Here is a 12,741-nt window from a genome sequence, read left to right on the forward strand (position 1 = left end):
GTCGGACCGGGGCGGTGCTAAAAACACCGCCTGTCCGGGAGATGTGCAATGCAACGGAAGTGCTGGAAGCCGCCGCGGGCGGCCAGGGAAGAGCGCGCTGCGACGAACGCGGGCCTGTCGGCCAGCGTGATCGTGCTGCTGGTGGTGGCCGCGTTGGCGGTCAGCCTGGGCTTTGCCCGGCTGCCCGATGGGCTGCTCGGTATCGGCGTGGTCGCGGTGGGCGTGTTCCTGGCCATCAGCGCCCGGATCTGCCAGGCGCGCGAGCAGCACCAGGCCCTGTGCCAGGCGCTGGATGGCCTGCGCCGGTCGCCGCGCGGTTGAAGGCGGCGGGCCAGCGCAGGCGGGTGACGGCCGTTACCGGGCCGCGCGGTCCGGGAAGGTCAGCTCGGCCTGGACCGGGTAGTGGTCCGACGGCACCACGCCGCCGGGCTTCTGGTCCAGGGTCTGGAAGCGGTTCACGCCGAAACCCCGCACCAGGATCCAGTCGATCTCGGCGGTCGGGGTGTCGCTGAAGTTCTGGAAGGTCAGACGCGGGCCGTCGACCTGTCTGGCCAGCTTGCGCGCATCGCCCAGCGCCTGGGTGAAGGTCGCGTACGTTCCGCTGCCCGGTTCGCTGTTGAAATCACCGGTGACCACCACCGGGATGTCCTTGGGCAACGCAGCCAGGCGCTTGGCGATCAGCTTGGCGCCGAGGACGCGGCGCGGCTCATCTTCGTCGCGGTAGGGCAGGTGGGTGTTGTACAGGTAGAACTGCCTGCCGTCGGCCTGCCGCTGGAACAGCGCCCAGGTGACCATGCGCGGCATCAGGTTGCCCCAGGTGATGCTGCCGGCGACCTCGGGCGTGTCGGACAGCCAGAAGTTGCCGGATTCGACGACCTTCAACGCGGCGCTGTCGTAGAACACGCCCATGTGTTCCTCATTGTCGCCGGGGCCGCGCGGTTCGCCGAACCAGCGGTAGCCTGGCAGGTGCTGCACCAGGTAGTCGGCCTGGTTGGTTTTCAGCTCCTGGGTGCCGAACACCACCGGGTGCTGCTCACGCAGCAGCGCCACCATCGCATCGCGACGGTCCTCCCAGCGCTTGTTGGGTTCGGTGTCCACCGGGGTGCGGACGTTGAACGACATCACCCGCAGCGGCTCGGGGGCCTTGGCCAGGGCGGAGCCGAGCGGCAGCGCCAGCGCGATCAGGGCCAGCAGGGCCGGACGACGAAAAGCAGACAGCATGGGAATCCCTCCATTCCGTGAAAACGTTTGCAGAGGGTGCCACGGAATGACCGGGCCCGACTATGCGGACGTTGGCGGCAGTGGCGGGCAGCGGCTCAGCTGCCCAGCAGCACGATCCCGACCGCCAGGTTGATCGCCGATCCCAGCGCGAACACCCACAGCGCCGACAGCGCCGAGTTCAGCCACGAGCGCTGCAGCCCGACCTTCAGCCAGCCGGTCTGGACCATCAGGTACCAAGCGGCCGACAGCACGCCGGTGATCGCCCCCAGCGTGGTGGACAGCTCGCCGGGCAGGCGCACGAACACCATGCTGGTGGACAGCGCCACCGCGAACGGCGCGGTGAGGTAGCACTGCATGAAGAACGGGCGGCGCAGCGATTCGCGGGTCATCGGCACGCGCTTGCGGCGCAGCAGGTGCACGGTGGCCACCAGCGGCCAGATCGCGAAGGTGATCGAGCGGTACAGCAGCAGCGATTCCTCGTTGCCGAACAGCGTGCGGGACAGCGCGTTGGTGCCCACGGTGGTCTGGTGCAGCACCAGCTCCACCCCGTGCGCCACCAGCACCGCCAGCATCAGGAACATCGGCGGGCTGATCGCATCGTCGAACTGGCGCTCCAGCTTCTGGGTCAGTTCGGTGTTCACGTACTGGGCCATCCGCCGCGGGTGGACGATCACCCGGTACAGCGTGCGCGGGAAGAACAGGAACCAGGTGCAGAGCTCGTACAGGAACTCTTCGAGCGAACGCAGCAGCTTGAGGAAATCCATGCAGGCCTCGGGCGCGGTTACGTGATGGCGCGGCGGATGCCGCCACCGGGCCCAGCATGGCCCAGCAACGGCGTCGCGTACAGCCGCAGGGGTGTTCAGGGTATGCCGCGCTCGCGCCGCCACTGCTGGAAGTAGGTCACCAGGTCGGGATCGGGCACCAGCGCGGCCGCGGCGGCCGGTTCCTGCGCCGTCATGGACGCGGCCGTGGTGCCGTAATCCAGCAGGTAACGCACCGAGAACGTGGCGTCGGGGAACTGGTTGCGGGCCATCTGCAGGACGACCCCGCCGCACGAGGGGCACATGTCGAGCACGGACACCAGCCGGAACAGGACGGCCTGCGGGTGTGCGCCCAGGCGGCTGAGGATCAGCCGCTCCGAATCCAGGGCGCGGCTGAATTGCAGTTCGCGCAGGTCGCCCGCATGGCGCAGCACGGGCAGGCTGGTGATGGTGGGCAGCGGTTCGACTCCCTGCATCGCCTTGCGTGCGTCGACCATGCGGGTGCCGTCGGGAAGTAGTGCGTCCGGGCGCCCCTGGACACCCCGGGTGCGTTTTCCGCCGGAGATCGCGTGATAGATCGTCCGGGTGCCGTCGCGGTCCACGATCTCGACATACGCAAGGTTGCCGCCCTTGAGGTGCTCCAGGATCTGCTTGCCGGCGTCGGGCCGGGCCAGCATCGCAGCATCCACGGCGGTCCAGCTGCCCTTGCCGCCAGTCGCCGGCAGCAGGGCATTGAGGATGGTGGCGCTTTCGGATCGTTCTGCGTCGGAGCTGCTGGCAAGCGCCTGCCAGTCGGGAATGCGACGGCGTGCGATCTGCACGAAGCCGCGTTGTTCGCGTGCACCGGTGAGCACGCTGTCCGCGTACCGCTTGAGCACGTCCGGGCGACCGCGTGCGGCGAAGTACGCCACGTAGGCCTCGTAGGTCGGGAAACGCGCCAGTTGTTCTGCGTCCAGGCCGGGCCGCAGGTAACTGTAGGCCAGCCGCGCGATGTTCTCGCGGTCCTGCTCCAGGTACGGACGCAGCAGGTTCATGCGATGGCCTTCGGCCGCGCGCAGGTAGGTATTGAGGGCCGCGGCATCGCGCTCGGGGTCCATGCGGGTGAACTGCAGCGTGGCACCGCCGCCACCGTCTTCGGGCAGCGCGGCCCGGTAGATCACGCCGTCATCGGGTTCGATGCACAGCCCACGCAGGAACGGCGATTCCAGCCGGAGCGCGCGCACGCGGCGGGCGTCGGCCACCGCCGGAAGCAGCGCGCCCACATCCACCACCGGCAGCATGTGCTGCAGCCGGGTGATGCGTTCGTCGGTGGGCGCCCCGCGCAGGCCGAAGCGTGGCTCGGGTGCCAGCGTTGCCTCCAGCGTGTCGGGGTACGCCACGCGCTCGGGCAGTCCCAGCGCCTGCAGCTGCGCGGCGGTGATGGGAACCAGTCTGGGCGGCGCAGCGGCGGCACCCGGCGTCCACGCGCAGATCCGGCCCTGGTGTACTGCTAGACGAAGCGGTGTGCCGCTGTCCGGATCCACCCGACCCAGATCCAGGGTGAACTCGCGGGTAGCGGCTGCGATGGCGTCGACGCGTGCATCCGGCAGCGCGTCGACGTCCAGGTCTTTCGCTGCGTCGGGCGTGAACCGCAGCCGCGACTGGCGTACGCAGGGAATGGCCTCCAGTGATCGGCGCGGTCGGCAGCGTGCCGGCAGTTCGCGCCATTGGCCGGCCGGCTCGCGCCCGGCCGGCGTGGCGACCCGTTCGAATGCATCGCCGGCCGGGTTGAGCCGGTAGTGCTGGTCGCGGATCACCACCTCCCAGTCGTCGTGGCCGTGATCCAGGAACTGCGCCGGCGTGTCGCCGATGGCGATCTGCAGCCCGCTCCCGGTACGCCGCGCGGGAAGGACGGGCGGCAGGTCATGGTCCAGCGTGAACGCCTCCAGCGCCGGTCCGTAAGGCTGTCCGCTGTACACATCGTAGCGGTGCCACGCCGTTCCACGGGCCACGGCCAGCACCGTAGCGCCGTCCTGCAACCGCGCCTCGGCCAGCGTGGGTGCCCGTACACGGTGTTCCTGCAGTGCGGCCGCGGGCGTCGCGCCGCGGGCCGCCGCCTGTTCCAGCGCCAGCGCCGAGCGTTCCAGCGCCGGGCTGCCGCGCAGCACCTGCTTCAACCACGCGGCCCCGTGCAGCGCGCTTTCCAGGGCATGCCCGCCGACCCATCCTGCGGCATTGGCCACGTTGCGCACCGTACCCGCGCCGCCCGCCATCACCAGCGAGGCCGCCAGCGTCTGCAGTGCGGCGCCGGCGTCGGCGGCAACCGATTGGATGCTGCGTTCGCCGGCGGTGACCACGAGCTTGACCGTGCTGGACAGGAAGTCGACCGCGGGCGCGGCAATGGACGCGATACCCATCCCGCAGTCGATGGCCGTACCCGCCGAGACCTCGCCTGCCTGGAGCTTCTCGACGCAGGTGTACAGCGGCACGAGGAACTCGGCGACAGCATTGAGCTGATGCAGTTCGCGCTGGTGCAGCTGTTCCAGTCCGGTCAGCTGGGCCAGCTCGTCCGCGCGGGTCTGTTCGAACCGTGCCTGCCAGAACTGCGTCGCCGCGGCCGTGGCAAGGCGCGCCATCGTGCCTTCGCCGTTTCCGGAGACCGTTGCGCCGTACGGCGTGAGCGTCAGGCCGGTCAGCGGGGCAAGCTGGTTGCCGTCGCGGTGACCCTGCACCGCACCGCTCACCAGGCCGTCGAAGTCGACCAGGTCGCCGAGTGTACGGTCCCGCCACACCCGCCGCGCCATCCCGGCCTGGGGAACGATTTCGTAGTACGCCGTCCCGGCGCCGGGCGCCGTCGGCTGGCAGCGCAGCAGCAGGCCCTGGTCGGCCACGCGCGCGTCGCAGCGCACGCGCAGGGGCGTGCACGCGGCGCGTTCGATCAGCTCACGGTCGGCGCTCGGCAGGCCATCCAGGGCGGTGCGGATCAGACCGGCCAGACCGGTTTCCACCGTGTGCTGCCAGACCTCGCAGGCGCTGTCGAAACGGCTGGCGGTGGTCGGTGCGCGGGTCGACACCCAGGCGTCGGCCATCACCAGCGCCTGCAGGCTGTCGTCGGCGGTGACCATCGCGCGTTCACGCGCATCGTCGGACGCGCGCATGCCTGCGGCGTCCGGTTTGACCAGTTCGTACAGATGCCGCTCGAAGGCGATCAGGCGCGAGGGCACGATGCCGTGCCGGGCCAGGTAGTCCTCGCCGATGTCGGCCGGGCGTTGCGACCACAGCGCCTCATCGACGCCCGCTTCGCGGAGGATCCGCGCGGCAATGTCCCTGCGCCGGGGCGATGGGCTGGCCAGCTGCTGTACATGCAGCGCGTGCGCGCCCTGGTCGGCCTGCAGCCGGTCCAGCGCGTCGGCCAGCCGTTGCCCGGTGGCGGCATCCAGCCGGGTGCCGTTGCCTGCGCCCGTATGCGCCACCGCATAGCCCAGCGCCGCAGGCACCAGTGCACGTGCCCACTCCGCGTGCAGATCGTCGTGCTCGCCGGGCGTGTGCGCGGGCATCGCCAGTTGCGCGGACAGCGCGCAGACGGCCGCGAAGCCGACCCGGCTGCAGGCGCCGGGCTGCATGCCATCCAGCAGCGTGGCGCCGTGCCGCAGCGCCACGCTCTGCAGCGAGCGACCATAGCTGAGCCATTCCGGAACCCCCTCCACCTGCAACGCCGGTTGTCCCAGCTCGCTGGTCAGCAGCCAGTACAGCACCTCCAGTGCCGCCGGCGACGCGTCGCTGTTGCGGTCCAGCACGGCAGCGCGCAGTTCGTGGGCAAGCTGGTGGAACGGCACATCCACCACCGCCGGTGCGGCGAAGCGTTCGCGCAGCGCGTCGATCCGGGTACGGCCGATGTAATTCTCCAGCATCCGCTGCGCCAGCAGGGTCTGCGCGCCGCGCGTGGACACCTGCGCCGGGCCATCACCGCCCAGCCAGTCGGCATCGGCCAGCAACGGCCGGCACAGCGCAGCGAACTGGCGCGTGCGCGACATCAGTGCCCAGGCATCGGCGGCCGCCAGCGGCGCTGCATCGCTGCTGTCCTGCGCGGCAGGATGCAGCAGCGACAGCCCGAACCGTTCGAGCAGGTCGTCCACGGCGGGCAACGGCGCCGGCTCGGCGGATGGGGCAGTTGCGTCGTGCGGCGTGGCGAAGACCTCGAATCCGGGCAGCGCCCACGTTTCCGCGTCGTTGGTGCCGACAATGTCCGCGCTGTCGAGCAGCAGCGGGAACGCCAGCGCGGCGCGCGCGGGCGGCTCCCCGCGCAGCGCCGGTGGCAGCAGTGCCACGGCGAATGCGAGCGCTTCGTCGACGCTCAGCGCCGGATGGCGTGCCCTGAGGTCGATGGCCAGCGAGAGCACCGGGGCGCCGTCCACGGCCGGGTCGCTGGCCACCGCCAGCGCTGCCCCCGCGGCCACCAGCTGCGCTTCGGCCGAGCCGGCGAGCAGGGCGGCGCAGGTGCTGGCCGACAGCGGGGCCTCGCGGTCCAGGCGTGAGCCGGCGTTGCGGCCGGCGACCGAGCGCAGCAGGTGCTGCCAGATCGTGCGCTGGGCGTCGGGGCTGGCGCACCACCGGTCCAGGGCCTGTGGTGCATCCATGATCCGCGTCCACAGCGTCGGCAGGGGCGCCGCTGCGCGGGCGTCGGTCATGCTGGCGAGGGCATGCCGTACGGCGTGGACCACGCCGTCGCGGTTGCTGCGCATGCCTGGCGCGCGCCACAGCGCCGCCAGCGCGTCCTGCGGCAGCAGGGTCAGCCACTCCGCCGGCGACAGAGGCCAGGTCGAGCCGCGCTGGAAGGTGTCGCGCCAGCTGCCCAGTGCCTCCGCGCCGGGCGCTGCGGCCAGCTGCCGGTAGAAGCCATGCACCAGTTCCGGACTGACCGCGTCCACGTCGATGTCCAGCAGGTCTGCGATCAGCTGGTGACTGTCGCGCCCGCGCTGCAGGCGCAGCAGGTCGCGCGCCTGTTGCTCCGGGTCGTCGGCGATGCGGTCGCGTCCCAGCAGGTGCTGCAGCACGGCGGCCGGCAAGGGCAGGGTGACGGTCATCGGGCGCAGCAGCGGACGGATGCGTTCGGGGGTGTTGGCCAGATCCAGGGCGTCCAGCCGGTCCAGCGCGCCCGACGCGCGCGCGCCGCCGGTCCATGCGAAAAAGTCGGAGAAGGCAGGGTACGCCGCCCGGTACCACGGGTCGGCCTCTGTCATGGGCAGGTCCACGCCCGCATACAGCTGCAGCACCGGTGCGATCAGCGCACCGGTGAGCACGCGCAGGTTGTTGCGTCGGGGGTCGATCACCGACGGCAGCGCCGGTTCCAGGTCTTCATAACGCGCCAGCGACGCGGCCAGGTGGTGGAACAGCGCGCCCAGCTCGGTCACCCAGTGCGTGCCGGCGACGGCGGCCCTGCGCTCCAGGTGATCGCGCCAGTCGGCCTGGGTGGGCGGCTTGGCGCGCCAGTCCCAGCCTGCGCCGAAGCGCAGCGGATCCAGGTCCCGGCGCAGCGTGACCAGCAGGTCGGCCAGCAGTGTGTCGGCACGGTCGAGCAGGTTGAAGCCGGTCTCGTCCAGCAGCGCAGGCCGTGCCTGGACCAGCCAGGCACGCATGTCGGCCACGCTGGCGCCATGTGGCAGGGGCCAGCCGTAAGCCTCGTGCATGCGCGTGCGGTGCGCCTGCAGCTGCGCCCCCGTCAGCGGTACTGCCAGTCGGCCGGCCACGGTGTCGGTGGTCCAGGCCACCGCATCGAAATGCGCCTGCGCGTCGGCGACGACGTCCGGTTCCTGCGCCTGCAGGAATGTCGCGGTCGCACGCCCGATACGGGCCAGGCCATGCAGTGCGCGCCGTTCGCCGGTGGCACGCGCCGTGTGGGTGAGCAGCTGCAGCATCCGGGTGAAGGCATACGCGCGCGCCAGGCTGCCGCCGTCGGCCAGGTCGCGCCGCGCATCATCGGGCAGCATCGGCAGGCGCTGCAACGCGGCGTACCACGCGCGCAGCGGGGCCGAATCGAAGAAGGCCGCAAGCGCGTCCGGGTCGGGGGCGCGATGCTGCAGGTCCAGTCCGGCCTGCGCGAAGGCATCGGTGACCGCCGCATGCAGGCCGCCAGGCGTACGCGGAACCTGCCAGTCCAGCGTGTCCCACCAGTCGCCGGGGGCGAGGCGTTCGATCAGGGGCGCCAGCAGCGGCAGCGGCAGCCCGCCGTGGACCGGCACCATCGCCTGCGCGGCGGCGCCGTTGAACACCCCCGCGGACGGGGAAGCACTCGACACGGGAATGCCCAGGTCGGTCAACGCGCCTGCTGCGGCGCGCGGGGCGACCGCCGCTTGTTGCCACCGCGCCAGGTCGAGCGATGCCGGACGCGGGTTTTCCGCCACCCTCGCGGCCGCCGGCCCGCTCGGCTGCGCCGCCAGGAAGTCGCCGATGGCGGCGGCCTGCTCGCGCAGCATTCCGGGCACCCGATGCCGCTGCTCCCAGCACTGCCCGGGCACGGCAACGGCGGTGCCGGGGAGCTGGCGGCCCAGCAGCGTGCGGCCATGGTCGGCCAGCGGCGGGTGGCCCGCGAGCGGTGTGCATGCGACGGCATCGACGGGACCGGCCCACGCGCCGCCTTGCCCGAGCGGCTGCGCCGCGTTCGCCACGGCGTCGGGTCGCGGCAGCGCCGTGCCGCCCAGCAGGGCGGCACCGGAGGCGGCCGCAAAGCTGAGGTCGAAGCCGGTCTTCACCACCTGCGGCAGCTGCAACGGCGCGCTGAGCAGGCTGACCAGCGCGCGCGCGACGCTGTCGTAGCGGCCCACCGGCTGGACGGCGGCAGGCAGATCAACGCTGGCCTCGCGCGCGACGTCCAGCAATGCCACGGCGAGGGCGGAAGGCGCTGCCGGTGCCGTGGACTGCCGCTCGGCCGTCCCGCGCTGCAAGGCGGTGAGGCGTTGCCGGATCGCCGCCATCGAGGCGGCATCGCGCGCCTCGGAGAACACCACCGGCAGTCCCGCCCGCAGGTCGAGCAGCCCTGCATCGCGCTGCTCGTGCTGGCGGATGCAGCGCAGCGCCCGCTGCAGGGTCTGCGGCGATGCGTCCGGCGCGAGCTGCGCGAGATGCGCGGCCATGGATGCATGGCGCGCGGGCGTGTCCTGGCCGAGGAACCGCGCGCGCTGTTGCTGCCGCGCAAGTTGCCGCGCATCGGTGTCTGCCTGCTGCCCACGCTGCGCTGCCAGCTGTGACTGCCACGCGCCCGGCGCGATCTCCAGCGGACGGTACAGTGCGTCGCGCAGGCAGTGCAGCAGCGGATCGCGGGCGGCGGTGGCGGCGTGCAGGCGGGGCCGTTCGGGCATGCATTCCACCTCCCATTGCGCCTGCGGCAGGTGCAGGGCGCACTGCAGCACGCAGCGCCAGGCCGCCGCCTCGTCGTGGCTGCAGGCCGGCAGCGCGCACCGTGCGGCGAGCCACTCCGACAGTGCGGTGCCCAACGGGGTGCCGGGCAGCCCACCCTCGAGCAGGGCGTGCAGCACCGCGGTGTCGATCGGCCCCCGCGCGAGGTCGTCGGCCAATGCCAGCAGCCGCGCGCGCGGCACGTCCATAAGCGGCACGTGCAGGAGTGGCCGTGCCTGCACGCGGTTGTGTACCTGCTCTGGCGTTGCAGCCGGATGCGCGCGCATCGAGGTTGGAGCGGTGTACTGAAGCGGAGCGGGGGAAACAATGGGCAGCGTCGGGCAACGGGACATCTTGGGCACAGGCAACGGCATCACGACAGGCGCAGGGGGCGCGGAAGGGCGCCGATCCTACGTACCGCCTTGCGCGCTGCAATCGACAACGCGAATGGAAGCTGACTAAGAGAGAGGCGGCACTCATCGAGATCATTGCGGGATGGAGGATGCCGGCAGGTGGGCAGCGCTCGCGCTCCGGAAGGGTGGGGTGTCGGGTCTCACCCCTACGCCGACCACTACGGGTGATCAGAACGTGAGTGCTGGCAGTGGAACAGGCCGGCAAGTCCGCGTATAAGCATCCACGAGGCCGCCAGGAGGGCGGAGGGAGGACACCATGGCGGTCCGCGTACAGTGCCTGCATTGCAGGCGCTTTTTCGACGTGAGTTACCTGGAGATGTGCTCGACCTTCAGCCGCCACAATCCAACCACGCCCTGGGAGGGGCAATGCCCGTTCTGTTCCGCCGTGCTGCGGCTGCCTTTCTGGGTCGAAGCGGTCGCCTTTCTGATTGCGGTGGCGACATTCTTCGCCGGCGTGCTGATGGCCGGGATCTTCACGATGTGGGTGGCCGTAGTCCTCATCGTGGCGGGAATGTATCTGCTGCCCGGCGTGTGGCGCTACTACGCCGCTGACCTGTGGAAGGTGCGGTAGCGTACTCTGGGCAGTCCCCCATCACTGGCCGCACGACCCATGGAATACGAGCTGATCATCAAATTCTGGCGGAAGTCGCTGGACGACGAGGCCTTCCTGGCGACCTTGGAGGCGGACCTGGGCGCGGCGCTGGGCAGCGCGGCGAAACTGGACGGCTACGATGTGAGCGCGAAAGAGATCAACCTCTTCATGGGAACCGCGGACCCGCGCCCGACCTTTCGCAAGGCCAAGGACGTGCTGGAACGCATGGGCGTGATGCACAGCGTGTCCGCCGCCTACCGCCTGGTCGGCGGCGCGCAGTTCACCTCGCTGTGGCCGACGCGGATGGCGCGGAAGTTCACGTTGCCGTAGTCAGCGGGGGAGGGCGGCCTGCACCCGACGGACGGAGGGCTCCGAAGCTCAAACTGCCGAGCACGTCTTATTTGCGACATGACAGGCTGGATTGACTCAGGCGGCGCGCATGATGCGTGCACTACGCCACTTCAGAGGATGATAGTCATGTTGAAAGGATTTAGACCTCTCACCGCAGCCGCGCTGTGCCTGCTCGCGGTGATCTGCCGGCCCCCTGTAATGTCGGCGAGCGCGCAGTGCTCTATTTTTCCCTTATGGAAACCGTCGAGATCGCCTATGAGGAGCTCGACGTGAACATGATCGACTCGGCGCAGGAATTCGTCTGTCAGTAAACCGGTTGCAGGAGGTCGTCGCTCTGCGCGACGGCCTCCTGCCTCCCGGCGTTTGTAGACAGGGCTTGGTTATGAATCTTCGGCGGCCCGTTGGATGGCGACGCAGGCCACAGGCTGCAGCGCAACTCTCTTACGCTGCGGACAAAAAAAAGCCGAGAGTCCCATTCCATCAGGATCTCCCGGCTTCTCTGGGTCCTTTCAGACCCTGCGTTGGTGGAGGTGGGCGGAATTGAACCGCCGTCCGAAGGCACTCCATCCCCAGTTCTACATGCTTAGCTCACCGTTTGGTGTCGTCCTGTGGCAGTACGGTGTGCGAAACGCACCCCAGGATCAGCCTGCTTCAGGTTAGGTCGCGACTGACAGGCAGCCATCACAACCGATTCCATGATAATGACCCTACACCGACGAGCATGGACACAAGTGGGTTCGGGGCTCCGCCTAAGTCGGCAGAAGGTAACTCAAACAGCTTTTAGGCTGCGAGAGCGACCGGAGCGTAGTTGTCGTCGTTGGCAACTAGAGTTTTGCGGCTGGATTTACGAGGAAAGCTGCCCCCTCGGCATGCACCAAGTGACTTCACAACCCCCGTCGAAACCAATGCACCCCCGGTTTCTTCAAGAACTGCAAGGCGCCTGGCGAACCAGACGTTACTTGATAGGGCCGATGCTACTCCGATTCAGCTGAACAGTCACCTGAAAACGTCACGGCCCTGTCGGATTTACCTGCCTTCACGCTGGCGCTTGCTGTCGGCCTGGTGCTTGGCCCGCACCTTGCGCTCGTGGTTCTGGGCGTTGCGCTGGGTCATGGCCTGCTTGCGGGCCTCGGGTTCGGCCCGCGCCATCAGGGCCTCGATCCGGGCCACCAGGCGGCGGTGCGCCAGGGAATCGTAGGTCTGGTTCTCGGAGGCGTCGCGCTTGGCGTTGCGCTGCAGGTAGGTCAGGACCTTGAGCAGGGCAGCCGGGTCCATGGCGCGGGTCAGCTCGCCGAAGATGGTCTCGTAGGCGGCGATGTCGGCCTGGAGCTCGGCGAGGGGATCAGCGTTCGCGGGGGTCGGCTGGGGGGTTTCCTGGGTCACGCGATGCTCCGGGCGGGTATTGGGGGGATTGTGACATTGGCGGCCGGCCAGAGCAGCCAGGCAGGGGCTGGCGCTCCGGGGGTGTGGCGCGCGGCGGTGTTCCGGGCAGCCGGCAGCGTGGTCAGGCGTCGCGGTTGTGGCGGCGCATGGTGCGCTGCTTCTCGCGGGCCCAGTCGCGGTCCTTTTCGGCATCGCGCTTGTCGTGGGTCTGCTTGCCCTTGGCCAGCGCCACTTCCAGCTTGATCTTGTTCTTGCTCCAGTACATCGCGGTGGGCACGATGGTGTAGCCGTCACGTTCGACCTTGCCGACCAGCTTGTCGATCTCGCTGCGGTGGAGCAGCAGCTTGCGCTCGCGGCGGTCGTTGGCCACCACGTGGGTGGAGGCCTGGATCAACGGCGTGATCTGGGCCCCGATCAGGAAGATCTCGCCGTCCTTGATGTAGGCATAGGCGTCGACGATGTTGCCGCGGCCGGCGCGGATCGACTTCACCTCCCAGCCCTGCAGGGCCAGGCCGGCCTCGAAGCGATCCTCCAGGCTGTACTCGTGGCGGGCACGCTTGTTGAGCGCGATGGTTTTGTTGGCCGTCGCGTTCTTTGCTTTATCCTTGGCGCTGTTCTTGCTCATTTACCTATTGTCTCCGATTCGGGC

The 12,741-nt window shown here is 69.8% G+C and carries 8 protein-coding genes and 1 other RNA gene; 3 read left to right on the forward strand and 6 right to left on the reverse strand.

The features are described 5' to 3' along the window. The first annotated feature begins 48 nt into the window (after positions 1 to 48). On the forward strand, positions 49 to 321 hold the full coding sequence (locus tag ACIGII_RS08240; protein WP_399636547.1) for a hypothetical protein: 273 nt from the start codon (positions 49 to 51) through the stop codon (positions 319 to 321). Positions 322 to 354: 33 nt separating this feature from the next. Here the strand turns inward: ACIGII_RS08240 and ACIGII_RS08245 are convergent, their stop codons facing one another. From ACIGII_RS08245 to ACIGII_RS08255, 3 genes are all read right to left on the reverse strand, one after another. Next, entirely contained in the window at positions 355 to 1,221 is an 867-nt protein-coding gene (locus tag ACIGII_RS08245) for an endonuclease/exonuclease/phosphatase family protein (RefSeq protein ID WP_399636545.1), read from the reverse strand. 95 nt (positions 1,222 to 1,316) lie between these two features. Next, the gene (locus ACIGII_RS08250; RefSeq protein ID WP_399636542.1) at positions 1,317 to 1,985 is read right to left on the reverse strand and encodes a hypothetical protein; all 669 of its coding nucleotides are present in this window, start codon (positions 1,983 to 1,985) and stop codon (positions 1,317 to 1,319) included. 95 nt (positions 1,986 to 2,080) lie between these two features. Continuing rightward, positions 2,081 to 9,562: a deaminase domain-containing protein gene (locus tag ACIGII_RS08255; RefSeq protein WP_399636539.1), complete on the reverse strand. Its 7,482-nt coding sequence runs from the start codon at positions 9,560 to 9,562 to the stop codon at positions 2,081 to 2,083. A gap of 460 nt (positions 9,563 to 10,022) precedes the next feature. On the opposite strand from ACIGII_RS08255, the gene ACIGII_RS08260 reads away from it, so the two are divergent. Further along, positions 10,023 to 10,337: a hypothetical protein gene (locus ACIGII_RS08260; protein ID WP_399636538.1), complete on the forward strand. Its 315-nt coding sequence runs from the start codon at positions 10,023 to 10,025 to the stop codon at positions 10,335 to 10,337. Positions 10,338 to 10,376: 39 nt separating this feature from the next. Beyond that, positions 10,377 to 10,688 carry a hypothetical protein gene (locus tag ACIGII_RS08265; protein WP_068851121.1) on the forward strand — a complete coding sequence of 104 codons (312 nt, stop codon included), beginning with the start codon at positions 10,377 to 10,379 and terminating at the stop codon, positions 10,686 to 10,688. Between the two features lie 543 nt (positions 10,689 to 11,231). Here ACIGII_RS08265 and ssrA read toward each other — a convergent pair. From ssrA to smpB, 3 genes are all read right to left on the reverse strand, one after another. Next, positions 11,232 to 11,624: a transfer-messenger RNA gene (gene ssrA, locus ACIGII_RS08270) on the reverse strand. A gap of 111 nt (positions 11,625 to 11,735) precedes the next feature. Beyond that, complete coding sequence (locus ACIGII_RS08275; protein WP_399636535.1) at positions 11,736 to 12,092, reverse strand: hypothetical protein; 357 nt, start codon at positions 12,090 to 12,092, stop codon at positions 11,736 to 11,738. Positions 12,093 to 12,213: 121 nt separating this feature from the next. Then, positions 12,214 to 12,717: an SsrA-binding protein SmpB gene (gene smpB / locus ACIGII_RS08280; protein WP_145477914.1), complete on the reverse strand. Its 504-nt coding sequence runs from the start codon at positions 12,715 to 12,717 to the stop codon at positions 12,214 to 12,216. Between the last annotated feature and the right edge of the window lie 24 nt (positions 12,718 to 12,741).

Origin of the sequence: Stenotrophomonas sp. NPDC077420 (genome assembly GCF_044543385.1) — a bacterium.
In the GTDB taxonomy this organism is placed as follows: Bacteria; Pseudomonadota; Gammaproteobacteria; order Xanthomonadales; family Xanthomonadaceae; genus Stenotrophomonas.

Coding starts and splice junctions, on each gene's coding strand:
- ACIGII_RS08240 (WP_399636547.1), top strand. CDS start 49: ATGCAACGGAAGTGCTGGAAGCCGCCGCGGGCGGCCAGGGAAGAGCGC.
- ACIGII_RS08265 (WP_068851121.1), top strand. CDS start 10,377: ATGGAATACGAGCTGATCATCAAATTCTGGCGGAAGTCGCTGGACGAC.
- ACIGII_RS08250 (WP_399636542.1), bottom strand. CDS start 1,985: ATGGATTTCCTCAAGCTGCTGCGTTCGCTCGAAGAGTTCCTGTACGAG.
- ACIGII_RS08260 (WP_399636538.1), top strand. CDS start 10,023: ATGGCGGTCCGCGTACAGTGCCTGCATTGCAGGCGCTTTTTCGACGTG.
- smpB (WP_145477914.1), bottom strand. CDS start 12,717: ATGAGCAAGAACAGCGCCAAGGATAAAGCAAAGAACGCGACGGCCAAC.
- ACIGII_RS08245 (WP_399636545.1), bottom strand. CDS start 1,221: ATGCTGTCTGCTTTTCGTCGTCCGGCCCTGCTGGCCCTGATCGCGCTG.
- ACIGII_RS08255 (WP_399636539.1), bottom strand. CDS start 9,562: ATGGACGTGCCGCGCGCGCGGCTGCTGGCATTGGCCGACGACCTCGCG.